The sequence below is a fragment of the uncultured Rhodoblastus sp. genome, assembly GCF_903903185.1.
Lineage (GTDB): Bacteria > Pseudomonadota > Alphaproteobacteria > Rhizobiales > Beijerinckiaceae > Rhodoblastus.
In genome coordinates, this window is sequence record NZ_CAIUXT010000014.1 from 22,577 (window position 1) to 43,292 (window position 20,716).

Sequence of the window (20,716 nt, forward strand, 5' to 3'; positions counted from 1 at the left end):
AAACTCCGATTGTCTTTATTGCGCGAGAGAGGGCGTGGCGACGGCGCGTTCGACGTCATGCAGCAAGCCGCCCTTGCGGGTGTAAACGGCCCAGGTGACGAGGACGCAAATCACGTAGAAGCCGAAGAAGCTCCACAACGCGCCCGAAACGCCGCCGGTCAAGGCGATCGACGTCCCGTAGGATTTGGGGATGAAGAAGGCGCCATAGGCGGCGATGGCGGAAGTAAAGCCGGTGATCGCGGCCGATTCCTTTTCCGCCTGCCTTATCCGCGAAGGTGCGTCCAGTTGCGGCTCAAGGCGCGCGATTTCCTTACGCATGATGTTGGGGATCATCTGGAAGGTCGAGGCGTTGCCGATGCCCGTCATCAGGAACAGGAACAGGAAGCAGGAGAAGAAGCCCCAGAAGGCGCCAGGTTGGTCCTTGATCCCTATGAAGTAGATCACGCCGAGCACGCCGATCATCATGCCGATGAATACGCCAAGCGTGACGCGTCCGCCGCCCCAGCGATCGGCGACCCAGCCGGTTCCCGAGCGCGCGAGCGCGCCTACCAGCGGGCCGAGGAAGGCGAATTGCAGCGCGTCGATCTGCGGGAACAGGATCTTGCTGAGCAGCGGGAAGCCGGCGGAATAGCCGATGAACGACCCGAATGTGCCCGTATAGAGGACGCACATGATCCAGTTATGGCGGCGCGAAAAAATCACCGACTGCTCGGCGAAGGAGGCCTTGGCCGAAGCGATGTCGTTCATGCCGAACCAGGCCGCGAAGGCCGATATTGCGATGAACGGTACCCATACGAAGCCGGCGTTTTGCAGCCACAGCGTGGTCGCCTTCGCGCCCTCGCCGGCGGTTTCCGGCGCGCCTCCAAGCCAGCCGAACACGCCGGAGGCGATGACCAGCGGAACCAGGAACTGCACGGCGCTGACGCCGAGATTGCCGAGGCCGGCGTTGAGCGCCAGGGCGTTGCCCTTTTCCGCCTTCGGGAAGAAGAACGAGATATTGGCCATCGAGGAGGCGAAATTGCCCCCGCCGAACCCGCACAGCAAGGCCAGGATCATAAGCACGACATAGGGCGTGTCTGGATTTTGCACGGCAAAGCCGATGCCGACCGCCGGGATCAGCAGCGACCATGTGGCGAGAGTCGTCCAGAGCCGACCGCCGAAAATCGGCACCATGAAAGAGTAGAAAATGCGCAAGGTGGCGCCCGTCAGGCCGGGCAGAGCCGCGAGCCAGAACAATTGATCGGTCGAATATTTGAACCCCACCAGCGGCAGTTTGGCCACCACCACCGACCACACCTGCCACACGGCGAAGGAGAGGAACAGCGAGGGTATCGACAGCCACAGATTCTTCCGCGCGATGGCGCGGCCGCTCTTTTCCCAGAAGGTCCTGTCTTCCGGACGCCAGTCCTGCAGCACGGCGCCGGACAGGGCGCCGACGTGCTCCGGCGTATGAATGTCCTGCATTTCCGGCAGTTGCGGCAGGGTTTTGAGCGCGCTGGCCACGGCGCCCTGCTCCATGTGACGGACCGAGAAATGCATCCAGGCAAGCGCGCCCGACACAATCACGAACAGCAGCATGAAGCAGCTCGTCCACAGTCCCGTCAGGTCGAGCAGGGCGCCGAAAGCGATCGGCAGAACGAAGCCGCCTAGGCCGCCGATCATGCCGACGAGACCGCCAACCGCGCCGACGTTGTGGGGATAATAGACGGGGATGTGCTTGTAGACGGCGGCCTTGCCGAGCGCCATGAAGAAGCCGAGCACGAAAATCGTGACGATGAAGCCGGACAGGCCCATCTGGAGATGAAATGCCTTTGCTCCATAGGCGGTTTGCACCACATATTCCGCCGGCGGATAGGACAGGATGAAGGTGCAGACGATCGCGACGAGAAAAGTCCAGTACATCACGGTGCGTGCGCCATAACGGTCGGACAAATGGCCGCCATAGGCGCGAAACAGGCTGGCGGGCAGTGAGAACAGCGCAGCCGTCATGCCGGCGGTCTTCAGATCGACCGAGTAGACATTCATCAGATATTGCGGCAACCACAGCGACAGAGCGACAAACGCGCCAAAGACGAAGAAGTAATAAAGAGCAAAGCGCCAGACCTGGACGTTTTTCAGCGGCTCCATTTCGAGCCACGCGCTCGGAGGCGTTGCGCCGGTCCGGCGACGTTCGGCCACCACCGGATCTTCCTTCGTGGTGAACCAGAACACCACCGCCATCAGGGCCAGAACCGCCGCCCAGACGTCAGCGACGCCCTTCCATCCCAGGGCTATCATCACGAAGGGCGCGCAGAATTTGGTAAGCGCCGCGCCGACATTGCCGGCGCCGAAAATGCCCAGCGCCGTACCCTGTTTTCCGGCCTCGTACCAGCGCGACACATAGGCGATGCCGACCGCGAAGGACCCGCCGGCGATGCCGACGCCAAGCGCGGCGATCAGGAATTGTGGATAGGTTTGCGCATAGGTCAGCAAATAGGTGGCGACAGCGGCGGCCAGCATGACGAAGGTGAAAACGCGGCGCCCGCCATATTGGTCGGTCCAAACGCCCAGGGCCAGGCGGATGAGCGATCCGGTCAGGATCGGCGTGCCAACCAGCAGGCCGAATTGCGTCTCGCTGAGGCCCAGGTCTTTTTTTATCTGGATGCCGATAATGGCGAAGATCGTCCACACCGCGAAGCACAGGGTGAAGGCGATGGTCGAAATCCAAAGCGCGCGTCTCTGCGCGCCACGATCCTGCAATGCGTCTGTCATCTTCAAATCCGCCAACCTGCCCAGGAAAGGAAACCCTAAAGTAGGGGATTCTACCGGGCCTCGATGGCGACCCGGCAGCTTCGGAAACTACTCACGCCATGCCTCCGACCTCGGAGCACCTGGCGACAGGGGCGCGAATGTCTCCTTGATCTCGATCAAAAAACTTACTTATTATTGGAAAAACAATAAGTTATTAGATTTTTGTCAATTGTCTCATCACGTTTTCATTTGACCGCGGGCAATGATTGGCGGACCGTGACTTGATAAATATCAAGTATCGGGCGCCATCGAAGGCCGGCGAAGGGGGAGCAGACCATGCGCGCGGAAGAACGCGAAGAAATCGTCCGTTTGCCGCTTCTTGCGGCCTGCCGTCCCGAAACGGCCGATTTTCTGCTGCGCGGAGCTTTCGTCCAGCGCTTTCCCGCCCATACGAACCTGACGCGAGAAGGCGAGAAAGCCGATTTCCTCTATGCGGTCTTGTCGGGCTCGATCGAGCTTTCCGCCGCCTATCTGGACCGGGAAACGACGATTGCCGTGATCGGCGCGCCGCATACGTTCATCGTCGCCGCAGTCGTGCTCGACCGACTTTACCTGCAATCGGCGCGCGTGATGGAGCCGGCCCGTATCCTGATGCTGCCCTCAGAATCGGTGCGCCAGGCCATGCGCGGCGACGCGGGCTTTGCGACGGCCATCGCCGAGGAAATGGCCAATTCCTATCGAAATGTGGCGCAGGAGCTGAAGAACCAGAAGTTGCGGACCAGCCTGGAGCGCCTTGCCAATTGGTTGGTACATCGCGACAAGGAGACTGGCGGCGGCCATCGTTTCGTTTTGCCTTACGAGAAGAAAATTCTGGCCGCACGCCTCGGGATGGCCCCGGAAGTACTTTCGCGCGCGTTTGCGACACTGGCGCAATATGATGTCCACGTCGATAGTGCTACTATAATCGTCAAGGACTGGAAGGCGCTGGAAAAACTGGCTCATCCCGACCCGTTGATCGACGATGAAACGATTTGACGTCGAACCACCATCGACCGAAAGGAGCGTTCATGGCGATCGTCGTTTCTCTGGAAGGATTCATTTTTGGCGAAGGTCCGCTTTGAACCTTTCATTTAAGCACTGGTCGATTTCGGGGAACGGCCGGTTTGGGTCAAAATTCCCCGGTCAGGCTGCTCTTTCGACGACCGCTGTCCTTGGGAAAGCCGCCGGAATAACCGCTGTGGTCAAGTTGCGGCCCCGCCGTCCGGCAGCGCCGCAACCGTTCCGTCACAATTCTACCTGCTCGGAAATGCTGAGCGCGTCATCCACCTCGATGCCGAGATAGCGAACGGTGCTTTCCAACTTCGAATGCCCCAACAAAAGCTGGACCGCTCTCAGATTTCCCGTCTTTTTATATATCTGGGAAGCCTTCGTTCGCCGCATCGAATGCGTACCGTAGGCCGAGTCGTCCATGCCGGCGCTTTTTACCCAGCCATGGACGATTCGAGCATATTGTCGCGTCGAAATGTGGGGCTCCTCATGGACCCGGCTTGGAAAAAGAAAACGCCCATCTCGGATTTTGAGTATCGCCAGCCAATCCTCGACCGACGCCCGAGTTTGCTCCGTGAGTTCGAATTGAACTGGCCTGCCGGTCTTTTTCTGAATGATCGTTGCGCGGTCGCGCAGGTGACCGCCGATGCACAGATCGTCGATCTTCAACCGGACAAGATCGCACCCCCGCAGTTTGCTGTCGATCGCCAGGTTGAACATGGCGAGGTCGCGCCTTCGCGCGTCTATTTGAAGGCGGGCCCGGATATTCCAGACCTCCTTTGGTTTGAGGGGGCGTTTTTGACCGACCAGTCGTCCCTTGTTCCAGGGCGCTTCGCGATGGGCCGTTTTTTGGATGTGGGTCTCGGACATGGATGTAGCCTTCCGTCCTACCCTCCCACCCGAGATCCCCGCGCCATGCGAGCCTGAAATATAACGCGTAGGCTGCTCTGAAGGTCCAAGCCGAGCGTAGCTGCCGTTCAAAATGGCCGCTGTACGCCGGCTCGGCGCCAGAAGCGGTCGTCCATCGTCGATCAATGGATTGGCGAAAAGCTGTCATTCCAGCGAGAAAGGATTGCTTTTTTCGGCAGTGTCGTCTGTCCGGCGACGCGCTATTGCGTCTCGTTCCAGAGTTGAAGAAGAGTTCCGCCTACTCGGTGGGCTCTGCCGATCAGTCGGACACACCTCCATGAATTTCGTTGTCTTCGAAATCACCGCAAAAAACTGTTGGAAGTGTGGTTTCAATCGCCGAGAATCACTTGCTTGATGTAAGCTTCCGGGATGCATGCCTTAACGCCAGGAAGTAGGTCTTCAGCAATCGACCGTTTTCCAAACGGGCCAATGAACGTAACTACATAACCGAGAGTTGTTCCACGCAAGGTAACTGAATAGTCAAACTTTGCGTCGAATCCGCATTTCAAAGCAGTGTTTCGCAAATTGGAGGCGGCGATTTCTCCGTGGGTTTCTTCCTTAAAAGCACCAAGCATTATATACCATTGCGTGGAAGCAGCCTGACTTCCACATGCGTGAAACATCAAAAAAAATAAAAGGAGGGTTCTCTTCATGCGCTTCTCTGACCGAAAAATAAGCTACATTTCGTCGCCCAACTATCAGCTTGACGGCTGCCGGCAGTGCTGGTTGTCCTGATCGTTGACGGGCAACGAGATCGCGGAGCCAGCAATGTCATTACAGCATCATCAAGGTAGCGATCTTACACCGAAAAGACACCATATTCGATTACTCAAGTGCTGGCGACACGTGCTTCCAGTTCCAGTCGCGCGGCAGGACTTTCCGCGGCTGCAGCACTGCGGCGATGGTCCAGAGATAGCGCTTGGGACTCGACATGCCTGAGGCCGCCTCGCCGCTTGCGCTTCTTCACGGTTCGGCGCCGCCTCGGGACGGATGCGGACGAGGCTCGGCCAGAAGAAGGCCTTCACAATCGTCACCATCGCGGCGGGCTTCGACTATGTCGCGGTAATTCTCGACGCCTGGTCGCGCCGCGTCGTCGGCTACGCGATCAGCCGCTCAATCGACGTCCGGCTGACGCTTTCCGCGCTGAACGCCGAAATCGAGAACCGAAAGTCTCCGACCGGTTACGTGCATCATTCCGACCGCGGCTCGCAATGCGCCGCGCTGGCCTGTCGGGAAGCCTTGGATGCGCAAGGTCTCGTCGGCTCTATGGGACGGCACGGCAACCCATACGACAACGCAAAGGCGGAGAGCTTCATGAAGACATTGAAGGCTGAAGCGGTCTATCAAATGGCCTACGAGACCTTCGCCGATGTCGCGGAAAATCTTCCGCGCTTCATCGAAGAGGTCTACAACGGCCGCAGGCTTCATTCGGCACTCGGCTACAGGAGCCCTCAGAAATTCTAGGATCACCACCGCCCAGCGGGCGGTCAAATCAGCCGCCTGATCCCTGTCCGCCCGGAGGGGCCCACTCCAGTGAGGCGGTTTTCGCCTCCAATAACTTACGCGATGATTGACACGCCACTCCTCGAATGCAACTGGATGTAGCTTGCTCCAGATTTTTCGACGAAGGTTGCCAATAAAGTGAACCAAGCCATTGAAAGTCAGCGCATTTGGCTACCCTTGTGCGCCAAAGATTTTTTTGGATGACGAAGTGTTTTCGACGGAGCCTGAATTGTGACGCTGAAAGTCAGCAATGATAAGACGAAGCCGGGCGGCGGATACGCCATTTTGCGGCTCGATGGTACCCGACTGCCGAACGATATCGCATTTGAAGATCGAAGCTCGGGCCTTTATCTCGCCGAAGCAGGGAAATGGTCGAAGCAGCCCATTTACTTCAAGGTCAATTCGGTGGACGCCAATAGCGTCCTCCTAGGACCTGCAATCGTCGATTTCATGCCGTCGGACACGCCTGTTGCAGTGCACGGCGCCGGGGGCGTGGTCGGCAACGTTGTATGGGCGGAGATCCGACCCAGCGCGGGAGCGGCAAGCGGCGACGTGATGCCCGACCGTGTAAAACTTGATTTCGTGAAGGCCGGCGCCGACGCAATCGCCATTTCAGAGAACAGCTCGCAACGTTCGACTCCGCCGCCGACTCCGCCGCCGACTCCGCCACCGCTCTCGACGCCACTTCCGCCGCCACCGGTCGCTCCGCCGGTCCCGCCAGATGTTCATGCAGCTGCGATCGCCGCCACGCCACGGAATTCGGCTCTCATTAGATGGCTCGTCATTGGCGGCATTCTTGTCGTGGCGCTTGCAGCTCTTGTTCCGTTGCGAAACGCAGAATTCGCCCAGCGGCTCGTTTGCAATATCGATGGCTCCTTACATGAATCACGCATTGCGCGGTCCGTTGTGTCTTGTCCTGTCGCCGAGGCGCCCAAGGCGCCTGATCAAGAAGAACTCGCCTATAATGGCTTCTTGAAATGCCTTGCCGGGAAGCCGGGCTGTGCGCAAAAAGTTTGCGCCGATAGATATATCTCCGATTTTCCGTCTGGCGCACACACTGCCGATGTGAGTTCGGCCAAGCGCGAAATGGATCGGACTTGCCAGACAGACGCCGATCTGAAACTCGCGAGCGATTTTGCCGCGTTCAATGAATGTATCAGGGCGACAGTCAACGCCTGCGACCGCGGCGGTTGCGTCGAACGATACCGCAATCGCCTGACGGCGGAGCCTTACGTCTCAAGCCTGAGACAGTCTGCCCAGACCGCGAGCGGTGAATGCAAACGCCAACGGGAAGAAGCGGCGTTCGCAACCTTCAACGAGTGCGTCTCGGCGAACGAAGCTTGCGACACTGCGAAATGCGCGAGCGGCTTTACGTCCGCATTTCCCACCAGCAATTATGTTTCGCGTGTGCTTCAGGTCGCGGAAAATTCCGCGAGAACTTGTCGAGACCGCCGAGTCGCGCCACAACCGCCGGCACAAATACAAGTCCAGTCGGCGGACCCTTTCATCTTTCCCGCTATCCTTGAAAATGAGGCGACAAACGCCGGCAAGGGCCTCGCTCGTACGTTGCTATACAAAGGCTGGGCTCGAGTGAACGAGGTCATCTTGCAATGTGAGACCCGCGCTTTAGCCGAGAAAAAGATCGAAACAACGATCTACTGCGCCACTTTCGACTCGCTGGTGACTACACTCCATGAGCAATCGGCGCGTGAGCAGGACGGGTTCGCCATCCCAGACATGAACAATCGAGAAGAAATGGCCGCGCGCATCAGCGCAACCTGGGCCGCCGCCGGTTTCTCGAAAGTTCCCGACGATATGGCCAAAGCGACCTTAACCGGTTTAGGCGCCTTCAAAACCGAGATCCGCCTCATCAACACCAAACGAACAGTCGAAAAGGTCCGCGAAGAGAAGCGCCGCCAGCCTAAATGCTTCCTAATCTTCTGTAACTGAAATAATTTCGCGAGCTGCTGCGGGTTCCACCTACACCGAATTAGTGTTTAATGAAAATGGAGGTGCATCATGGCGAGACGGATATCGCCCTGGCAAATGATCAGTTAGGATCTATGCTGGAAGTTGGAGTTCCTGCTCTTTGCCGTGCGCGGACGATAGCGAGCGTGCTCTGAACCTCTTCATCGTTCGGAGCGGTCCGTGCGAAAAACTCAAGGTCCTGTTCGGCATTGGCGGTGTCGCCCATGAGAACGTAGGCTAGGCCCCGCTCGCGATAAGCCCAGAGATTACCAGGTTCACGGCTGATCACACCATTGAGGTCCATAACGGCTTCCGATACCCGCCCCAATTTCGACTTCAGCCGCGCCCTGTCGATGACAAGCCCAATGTTGTTTGGGTCGATTGCGGCGGCTTGTTCAAAGTCCCTCAGAGATCGCTGATAATCCATCATTTTTTCGAAAAGAAGCCCCCGACTGCGATAGACGAAGGTCGCGTTGGGCGCCAAGGCCACTTCGCGATTGGCGTCAGCAAGCGCATCCTGCATATCGCCCAGTTCCTGTGAGGCAAACGCGCGATTGTCGAAATAACCGGCGATGCCGGGATTGAGGGCGATCAGTTTGGAAAAATCCTTCTTGGCATCGGCATAGAGCTTGAGTTCCAGATAGGCGTTGCCGCGCCGAAGATAGAAACGCTCGAGCAAGCGGGGATCGCTCGTTTGCGCGATCGCCTGAGTGCAATAATGCAATTTTTCATTGGCCTGGCTGGCGCGCTTGCACTGACTCGCTGCATCGGCGGCGGCCACGGCGGGAAACAGCGGAAAAATATCAAGCGCCAAAAGCACCGAAAAGGCGCAATTTCGGAAGATAACCGGGAATGGTGACATGTTGACGCCTAAGCTATGAGAGTCAATGACAACCTCTTTGTTGATTTTAGCGACGACTGGCAAGGCTTTTTAGCTCGTCAGAGACGGACGAATTTTCTAATTTGGCCAAAATAGCTGGTGACGCTTGAAGCAAAAGATGGAACGAAATGAGTATTTTTATTTGAAAATATTGTTCCGGGCTGTCCTGTTGGCGGTTGCCCATCAAAGCTCCCCGGCCAGCGCTTGTGACGCGGCCTCATTTCCGGTCGTAATCGACATCGGCCATAGCCCTTCTCAGCCTGGGGCCATCAGCGCCACCGGGCGGCCCGAATTTGAGTTCAACCGCGATCTGGCGACCACGATTGAGAAGCAATTGCTCGTCGGCGGCTATCCTGTGACCGTGCTTCAGAGCGAAAGCGGGGGCCTTATTTCTCGCGCGGCGCGGGCGAACGCCATCCATCCGCGCCTGTTCCTGTCGATCCATCATGATTCCGTCCAGCCGCAATATTTGCAATTCTGGACGGCAAATGGACGGATTGAACGTTACTCGGACCGTTTTCAAGGCTGGTCTTTGTTTGTCTCCCGCGACAATGTCCAGTTCGACCGAAGCCTGTCCTTCGCCACGGCGCTCGCAAACGCGCTACGAACGCGCGGCCTTCCTTTCTCGAGGCATCATGCCGAGCCAATTTCGCATGAAAACAAGACTTTACTCGACCCGGATCGAGGAATATACGCCTATGATGGGTTGGTCATCCTGCGGCGCGTGCGGGCTCCGGCTGCGCTGATCGAAGCTGGTGTGATCGTTAATCGCGATGAGGAGCGGCGCGCGGCGACGCCCGAGCGAAGAGCACTAATCGCCGAGAGCGTCGCCCAGGCCGTCCTGCAGTTCTGCGACTTTCCTCCTTGAGCTTAAATTCAGGTCCACCGCGGTTGCAGATTGACGGCGCCGCCAAGCCTGCGTAATTTGCGGCATATTTGAGGCGCGTAAGAAGTCTTGCGAGTTTTGAAGGTCGTTTTTTGAAGGGTGTTGTCGTGCACGACTACCTGCTGGGAACCACCGAGCTCGGCAATGTCGCGTTAGCTCATGTTGGCGGCAAGGATTCCATCGACAGTTTTTCCGAATTAATTGGCGTCGTCCGCGAGAAATGCGGCGACCCAGTCGCGGGCCTGTTTGCAGAGCCAGTGCGCAACCCCGCCCGTCCAGGCAAGCCGGCTCTCGTGACCTGGTATGCGGCTTTTGAAGGCTCTACCGTCCCGCTTTCACAGCTTGACCCTGCGGACAAGGCGCGGGCTACAGCCCTGCTGCGCGATCGCCTAGCGCGTTTCGCCAGCCTGTTCGTCGGTCCCGCCAGTGGTCCGGTTTTCGCGTCCTGGCTCTATATTCTCGACCCCAAGGATGTGGTTTCCATCGCCGGCCAACCGGTTTTGACTAATTGGGGCATGGTCCCGGCCTGCACGGGCGAGGCCAGTGCGAGCCGTGAAGCCCATTTCCGCCGTGTTCTTGGCGGGGTCTTGCCAGACGACGCGCCGGCTCCGCCTTTTTCGGATCCCGAAGCCGCCGTTTTCGCCACCCGGTTAGCGCACGCGCAAGACAATTCCGAACCTGGTGCGGCGGCTCCTGCAACCTCTGTGAAGGCCGCCGCCGCGAAATCTTCGGCCGCCGAGGCCGCGCCGCTCGCCCCGCCCCTAAGCCGCCCTTGGCTCGCGCCCTTGATCGCGGTCGCCACGGCCGCGCTAGTGCTGGCGGTCATCGATCTCTTCCACCTGCTCCGATATCCCGACGCGCCGATTGCGCAAAGTTTCGCCGACCGGGTGGATTTGCAGCGTCAGACCAATCAGGCATTGGCAGAGCGCCTGGCGCAGCTCAAACAGGCTGCTGGCAATGTCTGCCTGGCGCCCAATACCCAGGGCGAACAGAAACTGCTGCCGGTGGCGCCCGAAAAAACTACTGTTCCCGTTGCGCCGCGACAGGGACAGAGCCAGCCTGGCGCCTCCTCACTCGCCGATTTGATCGACAAGGCGACGGTCTTGGTGGTCAACGGCAATTCTAGCGGGTCGGGATTTTTCATTTCCGAGCGCAATATTGTCACCAACCACCATGTCGTAGGCGACGCCTCTGGGGTCATGGTAGGCAATCGAGCTTTGGGCGGCTTCGTCAAGGCGCGGGTCGCCGCCGTTGGCGCCGGGCGCGAACGCGGCACCCAGGATGTGGCTGTGCTCGAAATTGAGTCTGGCTCGGCCGTCCCTGCCTTGCGCATCGGCGTAACGCCGGGGCGATTGCGTCCAGTTCTCGCTGCCGGGTTTCCCGGAGCCGTGATCTCCACCATCGATCTCGGCCGGACGGATCAGTTGCCCGAGGCCAATATTTCAGCAGGCATCGTCACCTCGCGTCAATTTCAGAAGCCGGACGGGGTCGGCGCCATCATTCACACAGCGCAAATTGGCCACGGCAATTCCGGCGGTCCGCTGGTCGATGAGGGGGCCTGCGCCGTCGGTGTCAATTCCTGGTTCTCATTCGACTCGGACCAGACACAAAACTTCCAAACTTACAATGAGTCCCTCGATGCGGAGGAATTGCGAAAATTCCTCGACAGCCACGATATTTCATACGTAAAGGCAGACGCTGAATGCGCGCCGCTCGCACCGCCCAAACCCGAGTCGCCAGCCCCGAGACCGGAAACGCCGGCACCAAGGCCTGCGACCGGTCCAAATTGACGGGTGCGCCATGGGAACGCTGCTTTTCACCACCACAAAATTACGCGGGCTGCATGCTGCGGGCCGTACCGCCGATCTTCAGCGCGATTTGCTCACAGCGGTGATCGAGCGCCAACTCGGCCCGACTTACGCCAATCTTTTTGCCGAATTCGAGACGCGGGATTCTGATACGCGCGACTGGTTCGTCGATGCGGCGCCGGCGCCGGTGAATATTCGTGACCTTCCAGAAGAATATCGAACCTTGTTGAAGGCGCGATGCGACATGCAGATTGGCGCCATCCGCGCCCTGGCCGACCGCCTTGACGGCGAAGGCACGAATAGTCGCAACCTAGCCCGCGCCCTGCGCGACGCCACCATATTTCCGGTCGACGACCTATGGCTTTACAAAGGAGCGCCGCTCGTCGTCAATTGGGGCTTCGCCCTCGCCGACAGTCAAACGGCTGCGTCCGCCGCCATTTCGGGCGCGACCGTCATTTTGGATACGGTGCCGCCCCCGACCGTCGCTACCGACCCAGAAAAGCGCAAGCGGCGCTGGGCGTCATGGCTTTCGCCGTTCCTCTGGTTTGTTTTCATTTCTCTTATGGGAACGATCTACGCCGAATTGCTTCCCGCCTGCGGCCTGCAATTCCGGTCGCCTTTCTCGCCCGTGGCCATTGGCAATTGCCCGGCAATCTCATTCGCGGATGACGCCTCTGCCGAGGGTATCCGGCTTTTGCGCCAGATCGAACAGGCCGAACTCGATCTGGCGCGTCAACAGCAGACCTGCCCTTCACCGCGAAAGGGAGCCGCGCGCGACGCACCCGGTTATTTCGCCCAAACCGAAAATCCGAATTTTTCGCCCGCACGCCAAAACATTGCCGCTGCGTTGGCTAGCGACGAACCGAGGAATTGAAACAGATGGCAGACAGCAATGTCGCAACGCTGACGCCGCACAGCGGTGTACAATTCCTCGTCTTTGGTTTCGACATCGAGGCTGGCGGTCGCTTCTCGCGGAGCTTTATCGAAAGACCGCAAATCGACCAGCGCAGCGCCACTGGCGTGACCCCGGTTCATCTCCTGCCCGGCTATAATGAAATCGATCTGGAACTGGAGCCACTCCAAAAATATGATGGTCATCTTGGCGACGCGACCTATGACATCAACAAGCAACGCGCCATCGAGCCTTTTCTCGATGCATGGGTTCCCATGCCCTTTCTGGCGGTCCGCCCCGGCGCGAGCCCAGGCGGCATTCCAGTACTTGCCCAAGGGCCGAGCAATTGGGCGCGCGCCCGAATAACCAGGGTCGATAAGGACGAAGCCGGCTGCACCCACAAAATCGTCTTTGCCTTCGACACCCAATTGGCTTCCGCGGAAGCCGGCGGCTATATCGCCCCCACGGAGCAGGACGCCCGCAACGAGCAGGAATTCATGCTCGCACGGCGGTTCATGGACCTCGGCTGGTTCTTCTCCAGCGAAGTTTCGGACCCCCATGGCAATCGCGTCAGCAACATGCAGCAATGGGCGCTGGAATGGATTCGTGGTTTATTCATTGAAATGAAGCGCAAGCAGGCGCGTGGCCGGGTGGTGCGTGAGGAGGATTTCGAATTTCGTCTCGAGCATGTCGCCCGCTACGTCGCCTTTCTCAATTTTCTCGCAGTGACGCTCGATTTCGACCGCGTTAAACTGATCGATACGGTTTCCGACGAACCCTTCGCCAAGCCGGTCAATGTCGATCTGGTGCTCGATGTTGGCAATAGCCGCACCTGCGGCATTTTAATTGAATCCTTCGCCACCGACGATTCCGTCGATCTCGGCAATTCCATGGTCCTGCAACTGCGCGACCTGTCGCGGCCCGAATGTGTTTATTCCGAACCTTTCGAAAGCCATGTCGAACTGGCGCAGGCCGATTTCGGGCCCGAACGTCTTTCCAAGACCTCCGGCCGAGTGAAGGCTTTTTTCTGGCCGAGCCTGGTGCGCATCGGCTCAGAGGCCGCGCGCTTCCGCGAAGAAGCCCAAGGTGGCGAAGCCGCCTCCGGCATGTCGAGCCCCAAGCGCTATCTGTGGGACACTGCGCCGGTTCCTCAGCCCTGGCGGTTCCAGCCCCGCGATTACGACGACCTGGGTCTTGGCCCGATGATCGACCGCGCGGCGCGGCTGCTGATGAACGGGCGCGGGGACATTCTTTCCGAGGTCAAGGCGGAACGCGCGCTATACGAAAGCGTGACCAGCAAGGGCGACCTGAGCGCACTGAATGAATTCGGGTTACGGCTCGAAGCCTCGCGATCGTCGTTCTTCACCTTTCTGGTCGCCGAAATCGTCGCTCAGGCTTTGTCGATGATCAATAATTTCCAGGTGCGGCAACAGCGCAAATTCACTGACTCGCCTCGTCGCCTGAACCGTTTGATCCTGACCCTTCCGACAGCCATGCCGGTGCGCGAACAGTGTATCATGCGCAGCCGCGTCAGGGGCGCGATCAGGCTGGTCTGGGAACTGATGGGCTGGCGCAATATGCGCAATCCTATGTTGCGGGTGCCGGAAATCGTGGTGCGCTGGGACGAGGCGAGCTGCGTCCATTTCGTCTATCTCTACACCGAGATCGCGCGAAAACTCGGCGGCGACGTGCCAGGCTTTTTCAAGCTGGCCGGACGTCCGCGCGCCTTCGCCGAGGTCGATCAGACGCCTGCGGCCGACGTGCAGCCGGAGCCTTCGATCCGCATCGCCAGCATCGACATTGGCGGCGGCACCACCGATCTGATGATCACCACCTATTATGCTGACGGGCGCTACGCCATCAAGCCGGTGCAGACTTTCCGCGAGAGCTTCCGCATCGCGGGCGACGATATCCTCAAGTCGCTGATCGAGCGGGCAGTCATTCCACAATTAGCGAAACGGCTCGCCGCCTGCGGCGTGCCCGCGCATCAGGAATTCCTCAACGCTAAATTCGGCGGCAATCGCGCCAACATGTCGGAGCAGGATAAACACCTGCGCCTGCAATTCGTGCTGCGCGTGCTGCGACCACTTGGTATTGAATTGCTCCGCGCTTTTGAGGCTTCAAATTTCAGCGATCAGGAAACCACGGTCGTCAAGACCATCGCCACTCTGATCGCGGAGGGACAATTCAAGCCTGTCTCCGCGCGTATCGAGAATTTTATCGGCGAAAGCGCCAATGCCCAGGCGCAAATCCCATTTGTACTGGGCGAGGTCGAACTCGAATACGATTACTCCCGCATTCGCGACGCCGTGGCTTCGGTGATGGACGAAGTTTTCAGCAACGCAGCGGAGGTTCTCAACCATTTCGATTGCGATGTCGTGCTGCTTTCCGGTCGGCCGTCCCGGCTGCCGGCGGTGGTTGATCTCCTTGTGAACAAGCTCGCCGTAGCCCCTGACCGCATCTTGCCGCTGCATGAATATCGCGTTGGGCCCTGGTATCCGTTCAAGACCAGGGGCAATGCGCGGATTTCCGACCCGAAGACTGCAACGGTCGTCGGCGGCATGCTTTGCGCGCTCGCAGAGAGGCAGATCATGAACCTTACCATCCACTCCGATCGCCTGACCATGAAATCCACCGCGAAATTCATCGGCCAGCTCGAAGGGGATGGCCGTCTGCCGGCAGAAAATATCTGGTTCGCTCCAGAGAACTCTGGCGCTGACGACGGCGGCATCGAATTGCGTTATGACGCGCCCATGCGTATCGGCTTCCGGCAATTGCCCTTCAGCCGCTGGAACGCGAATCCGCTTTACAAGCTTTCAATGCCGCCTGGACAGCGGGCGCGCACACCGATCAGTGTCGTCTTGCAGCGCGGCGTTCCGGAAGACGACGTGAGTTTTGAGGAAATCAACAAATTGCAGAAGTCGGAAGCGCAGAAAGAGGAAATTCGTATCACCGAAGCCTTCGACGCCAATGGCGCCTCACTGACCAAGATCATGCAATTGAATCTCGACACCATGGGCGGCGAAGACGCCTATTGGCTCGACACCGGCATTTTGACCATCGGTTGATTGGAGTTGTGCGATGAAAGCGGCTGAACTCGCGAAATCCTGTCAGCAGACCCGAGCGGCGGCGCTGGACGCGCTCAATTGGGCGGCCAATCCGCGCAATGAGCGCAAGCTGAGTCAGGATCGCACGAAAATAGAACGCGTCCTGCGGCGCAATGTCGCAGAAGCCGAGAGGCTCCAAAAAACTTTGGCGCAGCCTGGATGCGTTGCAGTTTTCGGACCGAGCCAGGCAGGCAAGTCGTATCTGATTTCGGTTCTGGCTCGGCCGGAGGGCGAGGAGGCGCTGATCGCCAAATTCTCCGGCCCGGTCCCGGAGGTTGATTTCATCAAAAGCATCAATCCGCTTGGTGGCGAGGAAGCGACGGGGCTGGTGACCCGTTTCACACTCAAGGGCAAGCCGACTCCCGCGGGCTTTCCAGTTTGCCTGCGCCTGCTGACGCAATGCGACATTCTGAAAATCCTTGTTAATTCGTACCTTCAAGACGGCGACCAGGAATATGAGGCGGGATTGGAGGCGGCAGAACTCGACGCCCATATCCGCAGTTACGAAAGCCGTTGTGCGTCGGCGCCAGTGGACGTGCTGCGCAGCGAGGACATATGGGACCTGCAAGAATATGTCACCAAACACGCCTCCGGCGCGGTTTCGGCGCGTTCATTGGAGTCCAGCTGGGTGCGCCTGGAGCGCATCGCGCCGCTGCTCGGTGCTGACGACCGCGGCGCCCTGCTCAGCATTCTCTGGGGCAAGCACCAGACCTATACGGAGCTGTTCATCGCCCTGGCGAAGGCCCTCGCCAGCCTGGAATTTGCGACCGAAGCGTTCTGCCCGATGGAGAGCCTGCTCCCGGCGACGGAAGGCATTCTCAATGTGAAAACCCTGCAAACCCTGCTCGCGGGTGGAGGCGCAACGCTGCGCATCTGCAACGCCCATGGCGTGTCGGTGGAATTGTCGCGCGCCGTGGTCGCGGCGCTAGCGGCGGAACTGAGAATTGTCTGCCGCGACGAACCTCATGGGTTTTTCCATCACACCGACCTACTAGACTTCCCCGGCTATCGCAGCCGCACCCGGCAGAACTTGGCGAAATACATGCGCGATGCGGCCACTGCTGCGCCCAAGGAATTGTTCCTGCGAGGCAAGGTTGATTATCTGTTCCAGAGTTATACGGCCAATCTCGAACTGACCAGCCTGATTCTCTGCCTTCCGGATTCCAATCTCGAAGTCACAAGTCTGCCCAAAGCGATTGAAAATTGGATCGGCGTCACCCATGGCGCGACGCCGGAGAAGCGGATTGGCAAGCCGATCCTGCTATTTTTTGCCCTGACCAAATTCGACCGCCACCTGATGGAATCAGCTGGCGAGGAGGGCAACGACCCGGCGCTGCGGTTCGAAATCCGGCTAAGCGCCTCCCTGCTCAATCCCTTCGCCAAGGTCGAGCCCTCCTGGCCCAGGCAATGGACGCCCGGACAAGCTTTCGACAATCTGTTCTGGATCCGCAATCCCAATTTCAAGGCGGAACATATCATCAATTACGTTGAACGCCGGGAGATCGAGATCATCCCGCAACGCCTGGATCGTATCGGGCAATTGCGCGCCGCTTTCATCGGGTCGACTGCAGTGAGGACGCATTTCCGCGATCCAGAGCGCAGCTGGGACGAGGTGATGAAGCTGAACGACGGCGGCGTAACCCATCTCGCCAACGCGCTCTCCGGCGTCGCCACCGAAGATCTCAAACTCGGCCAGGTCGCGTCGCGGCTCGTCGATATCCGCCGAGAAACACATAATCTGCTCCAAGTCTATTACATTGACGACGATTACGCCGTGCGCCGCGCGCAGCGTCTGGCCATGGTCGATGAGCAGATTTTCGTCGATCTCAATTATTGCGCTGAAACTGAAGCGTTCGGCACGGCGCTGCGCGGCTTGATGATCGACGCCTCGGATTTCTACGGCGCCTTCTGGCAGCTACTCAACCATGCGGCGCCGACGGAGACGCCCGCTCCCCAGCTGCGGGCCCGGGGGTTGTTCACCGGCATCGTCAAGCCGCAGGAGGCGGCGACCGGCGCCTCCGACCGCTGGAGCCGGATCGGCGTCGCCGCCCTGAGCTATTGGACCAATCTGATGTTCGAGCGCACGGATGACCCCGCCTTCACGCGCCGGATCGGCATTCGCTCCGAGACGCTCAAAGAGATCGTTGCGGAATTTGGTCATGCCGCGCGGCGCGTGAAGCTCGATGAACGCATCGCTGAACAGATGCGCGAACGCGCGACGCCAAATGAAAATCTCGACTCGGTAGTGCGCAAGGTCGGTCTAGTGACGGAACGGGTCATCAATCGTTTCGTCGCCGAAATGGATTTCGACGGCATACCCCCGGCTGCACAGACCGCAGAATTTGGCGAAGATTTGCTGGCGCCGGTCTTCATCGCGCGACCGGTGCAATATGACGTCATCGAACTCCCCCCGGAGCGGCGCGACTTCGCCGTCGATTACATGATTGGGTGGGGCACTGCCTTCCGCGCAACGGTCGCCAAGAATGCGACATCGCTGAATGGTTCGGTTGAAGACCCGGCGCAAAACGCCCGGCTGGGCGAGATCTTGAAAGCAGTCGCCGCATGAAAGCGGAAAGGAGCCTGACATGCGCGGGCTGATCGGCGGCGCCTGGGCGATCTTCGCCCTCATCCTGCTGGTTCTTGGAGGGCAGTTCCTGTTCGCCTGCGGCTTTGGCCTCGGCGGCTGGATCTGGAACGCCTGCCCAATGAAAGTGGACATTGCGCGCCTCGCCCTGGAGGCCGAGAAGGCGGAAATGTTGCAGCGGCAGATCCACGTCGCAGAATTGGATGTGGCGCGCAAACCGATCTGCGAGCCGCCCAAGCCCAAGGAGGAATTTATTCGCCTGCGCGAAAGAACTTACAAGCGTGGCGCGACATCCGGCAAACTGGAGGTCTTCCTTGCCTGGCACACGCTTGATGACGTCGATCTGGTAATTACTTGCCCTGGCGGCAGGTTGGGCGGCGCGGGCGGCTCCTTTGGACCAGGCGTATGCGGCGATGGCAAGCTCGATGTCGACGCCAACCGCAATTTGATCATGAACATCCAGCACGACCCCGTTGAACATATTGTCTGGCATGATGATCCCCCCGCCGGGAACTATCTTTTTTCCGCCCAAATATACAAGGCCATGGATGGCCCCCGGCAGAAGAACATCCCTTTTGAAATGACCATGTCGCTCGATGGCGAGCAGAAGAAATGCACGGGAACGCTTGAATGGATTCCGCGCTCGTTGGGGGTAAGGACGCCAAATGGAGGCATTCTCCACTCACGAAGCGCTTTCCTGCGCTGGAAAACCGGCGACCCATTGCCGAATTGCAATTGGGAGTCGGAAGACTTGATTTACTGCGATACCCCCAATGGCTGTTCCAAAAATTAGGCGGAAGCGATGCCTTACGAGATTTCCTTCCGAATGAGCCTTTTCATAGCAGCGTCCCGGACATATCAAGCCCGCTGCTATCTCCAAGCCCGTGAAATAGTCTCTCCATGTCCATAACCCTGAGCCTGAAAAGTGATCCCTCGCGGCCCGGCGGCGGCTATGCGATCCTCCGCGTTGAAGGTGGCGCGGCACCTTCTGCCGTGGCGATTGAGGACCGAAGTTCTGGACTTTATCTCGCCCGAGGTGGGAAATGGACCAAACAGCCCAATTATTTCGACATCGAGCCCGTAGATGCGACAGACGCCCGGCTGGGGCCGGAGATTGTCGATCACGTTGAGGCGGACACGATCCTCGCACTTCACTCCGCCGGCGCCGGCGTCCTGGGTATTCTGGTCTGGCCGGCGATCCGCCCCAGCGCGGGCGCAAGCAACGGCAATGTCATTGACGAGCCAGTCGCGTCCGACGCGGCGGGTATAACGACTTCGCCTACAGCCACCGGAGCTTCGGCTGCTGCGGAGGAGGCTGTGGCTGCCGCGCTGGCTAAACCCTTGCCGGCCCCGCCACCGCCAATGAGCGAAACTAGGCCCGGCTTTGCCGCGCCGCCGCCCGCCGCCAAAGGCTTGAGCCTGCGCAATGCTTTGCTGATCGCCAATGGCCTGGCCGTGGTGATTATTGCTCTGTTCCTGTTTCGCGGAACAGAAATCGCCAAGGGGCTCGTCTGCGAACCGACCGGGGCCTTGCATGGCGTCAGCTTTGCCCACGCGCTCGTTTCCTGTCCGGAAGCGGCGGAGATCGACACTGAACAAAAAGCCTATAACGATTATCTGCAATGCCTGCCGGGCAAAGCAGCCTGCGCTCAAATCAGCTGCAGCGACATCTATCTTTCGGGCTTCACCAATGGCGCCCAGTCGGTCCAGGTGAAGTCCGCAAGAACGGAAAGCCAGAAATCCTGTGGTGATGATGCGCAAAAAAAGACCGCAGCCGAATTGGATGTCGCGCGCAAACCGATCTGGGAGCCGTCCAAGCCCAACAAGGAATTTATTCCCCTGCGGCACGAATTCCACAAAAGTGTGCCAGACGCGACATCCGGCAAACTGGAGGTCTTCCTCGCCTGGCACACGCTCGATGACCTCGATCTGGTAATCACTTGCCCCGGCGGTAGACTCGGCGCCTTTGGCGGCACCTTTGGCGGCTCCTTTGGACCAGGCGTATGCGGCGATGGCAACCTCGATGTCGACGCCAACCGCAATTTGGTCATGAATATCCAGCACGATCCCGTTGAACATATTGTCTGGCATGATGATCCCCCCGCCGGGAACTATCTTTTTTCCGCCCAAATATACAAGGCCATGGATGGCCCCCGGCCGAAGAACATCCCTTTTGAAATGACCATGTCGCTCGATGGCGAGCAGAAGAAATGCACGGGAACGCTTGAATGGATTCCGCGCTCGTTAGGGGTAAGGGCGCCAAATGGAGGCATTCTCCACTTACGAAGCGCTTTCCTGCGATGGAAAACCGGCGACCCCTTGCCAAATTGCAACTGGGAGTGGCAAGACTCGACTTACTGCGATAATAATGCATGTTCCAAAAATTAGGCGGAAGCAATGCC

The 20,716-nt window shown here is 58.9% G+C and carries 14 protein-coding genes; 10 read left to right on the plus strand and 4 right to left on the minus strand.

Annotation, left to right across the window (positions count from 1 at the left end; translation table 11 throughout):
- Positions 1-15: 15 nt before the first annotated feature.
- A complete protein-coding gene (locus QZY01_RS00910) occupies positions 16-2,751 on the minus strand; it encodes an MFS transporter (RefSeq protein WP_294532256.1) in 2,736 nt (911 codons plus the stop codon).
- 315 nt (positions 2,752-3,066) lie between these two features.
- On the opposite strand from QZY01_RS00910, the gene QZY01_RS00915 reads away from it, so the two are divergent.
- A complete protein-coding gene (locus tag QZY01_RS00915; protein WP_294532259.1) occupies positions 3,067-3,765 on the plus strand; it encodes a cyclic nucleotide-binding domain-containing protein in 699 nt (232 codons plus the stop codon).
- Between the two features lie 249 nt (positions 3,766-4,014).
- Here the strand turns inward: QZY01_RS00915 and QZY01_RS00920 are convergent, their stop codons facing one another.
- Both QZY01_RS00920 and QZY01_RS00925 read right to left on the minus strand, forming a co-directional pair.
- On the minus strand, positions 4,015-4,647 hold the full coding sequence (locus tag QZY01_RS00920) for a tyrosine-type recombinase/integrase (RefSeq protein ID WP_294532261.1): 633 nt from the start codon (positions 4,645-4,647) through the stop codon (positions 4,015-4,017).
- Positions 4,648-5,015: 368 nt separating this feature from the next.
- The gene (locus tag QZY01_RS00925) at positions 5,016-5,339 is read right to left on the minus strand and encodes a hypothetical protein (RefSeq protein ID WP_294532264.1); all 324 of its coding nucleotides are present in this window, start codon (positions 5,337-5,339) and stop codon (positions 5,016-5,018) included.
- 337 nt (positions 5,340-5,676) lie between these two features.
- Between QZY01_RS00925 and QZY01_RS00930 the strand changes: the two genes are divergently transcribed.
- Together QZY01_RS00930 and QZY01_RS00935 are read left to right on the plus strand one after the other, a co-directional pair.
- On the plus strand, positions 5,677-6,150 hold the full coding sequence (locus QZY01_RS00930) for an integrase core domain-containing protein (protein WP_294532266.1): 474 nt from the start codon (positions 5,677-5,679) through the stop codon (positions 6,148-6,150).
- A 270-nt stretch (positions 6,151-6,420) separates the two neighbouring features.
- A complete protein-coding gene (locus tag QZY01_RS00935; protein WP_294532269.1) occupies positions 6,421-8,139 on the plus strand; it encodes a hypothetical protein in 1,719 nt (572 codons plus the stop codon).
- 100 nt (positions 8,140-8,239) lie between these two features.
- Here QZY01_RS00935 and QZY01_RS00940 read toward each other — a convergent pair whose 3' ends face one another.
- Positions 8,240-9,082, minus strand: a complete 843-nt coding sequence (locus QZY01_RS00940) for a tetratricopeptide repeat protein (RefSeq protein WP_294532272.1) — start codon at positions 9,080-9,082, stop codon at positions 8,240-8,242.
- Positions 9,083-9,155: 73 nt separating this feature from the next.
- Between QZY01_RS00940 and QZY01_RS00945 the strand changes: the two genes are divergently transcribed.
- The 7 genes from QZY01_RS00945 to QZY01_RS00975 all read left to right on the plus strand — a co-directional run bounded on the left by QZY01_RS00945 (position 9,156) and on the right by QZY01_RS00975 (position 20,702).
- Entirely contained in the window at positions 9,156-9,905 is a 750-nt protein-coding gene (locus QZY01_RS00945) for an N-acetylmuramoyl-L-alanine amidase (RefSeq protein ID WP_294532275.1), read from the plus strand.
- Positions 9,906-10,030: 125 nt separating this feature from the next.
- The gene (locus QZY01_RS00950; RefSeq protein ID WP_294532277.1) at positions 10,031-11,713 is read left to right on the plus strand and encodes a trypsin-like peptidase domain-containing protein; all 1,683 of its coding nucleotides are present in this window, start codon (positions 10,031-10,033) and stop codon (positions 11,711-11,713) included.
- Between the two features lie 10 nt (positions 11,714-11,723).
- Complete coding sequence (locus QZY01_RS00955; protein ID WP_294532280.1) at positions 11,724-12,605, plus strand: hypothetical protein; 882 nt, start codon at positions 11,724-11,726, stop codon at positions 12,603-12,605.
- Positions 12,606-12,610: 5 nt separating this feature from the next.
- A complete protein-coding gene (locus QZY01_RS00960) occupies positions 12,611-15,691 on the plus strand; it encodes a virulence factor SrfB (protein WP_294532283.1) in 3,081 nt (1,026 codons plus the stop codon).
- A 13-nt stretch (positions 15,692-15,704) separates the two neighbouring features.
- Positions 15,705-18,296 carry a virulence factor SrfC family protein gene (locus tag QZY01_RS00965; protein WP_294532286.1) on the plus strand — a complete coding sequence of 864 codons (2,592 nt, stop codon included), beginning with the start codon at positions 15,705-15,707 and terminating at the stop codon, positions 18,294-18,296.
- A 19-nt stretch (positions 18,297-18,315) separates the two neighbouring features.
- Positions 18,316-19,107 carry a hypothetical protein gene (locus tag QZY01_RS00970; protein WP_294532289.1) on the plus strand — a complete coding sequence of 264 codons (792 nt, stop codon included), beginning with the start codon at positions 18,316-18,318 and terminating at the stop codon, positions 19,105-19,107.
- 107 nt (positions 19,108-19,214) lie between these two features.
- Positions 19,215-20,702: a hypothetical protein gene (locus tag QZY01_RS00975; RefSeq protein WP_294532291.1), complete on the plus strand. Its 1,488-nt coding sequence runs from the start codon at positions 19,215-19,217 to the stop codon at positions 20,700-20,702.
- The last annotated feature ends 14 nt before the right edge of the window (positions 20,703-20,716 follow it).

Bases quoted from the DNA above. Each gene is read 5' to 3' on its own strand.
- QZY01_RS00920 (WP_294532261.1), bottom strand. From the start codon at position 4,647: ATGTCCGAGACCCACATCCAAAAAACGGCCCATCGCGAAGCGCCCTGG.
- QZY01_RS00975 (WP_294532291.1), top strand. From the start codon at position 19,215: ATGTCCATAACCCTGAGCCTGAAAAGTGATCCCTCGCGGCCCGGCGGC.
- QZY01_RS00960 (WP_294532283.1), top strand. From the start codon at position 12,611: ATGGCAGACAGCAATGTCGCAACGCTGACGCCGCACAGCGGTGTACAA.
- QZY01_RS00955 (WP_294532280.1), top strand. From the start codon at position 11,724: ATGGGAACGCTGCTTTTCACCACCACAAAATTACGCGGGCTGCATGCT.
- QZY01_RS00930 (WP_294532266.1), top strand. From the start codon at position 5,677: ATGCGGACGAGGCTCGGCCAGAAGAAGGCCTTCACAATCGTCACCATC.
- QZY01_RS00965 (WP_294532286.1), top strand. From the start codon at position 15,705: ATGAAAGCGGCTGAACTCGCGAAATCCTGTCAGCAGACCCGAGCGGCG.
- QZY01_RS00915 (WP_294532259.1), top strand. From the start codon at position 3,067: ATGCGCGCGGAAGAACGCGAAGAAATCGTCCGTTTGCCGCTTCTTGCG.
- QZY01_RS00925 (WP_294532264.1), bottom strand. From the start codon at position 5,339: ATGAAGAGAACCCTCCTTTTATTTTTTTTGATGTTTCACGCATGTGGA.
- QZY01_RS00970 (WP_294532289.1), top strand. From the start codon at position 18,316: ATGCGCGGGCTGATCGGCGGCGCCTGGGCGATCTTCGCCCTCATCCTG.
- QZY01_RS00910 (WP_294532256.1), bottom strand. From the start codon at position 2,751: ATGACAGACGCATTGCAGGATCGTGGCGCGCAGAGACGCGCGCTTTGG.
- QZY01_RS00945 (WP_294532275.1), top strand. From the start codon at position 9,156: ATGGAACGAAATGAGTATTTTTATTTGAAAATATTGTTCCGGGCTGTC.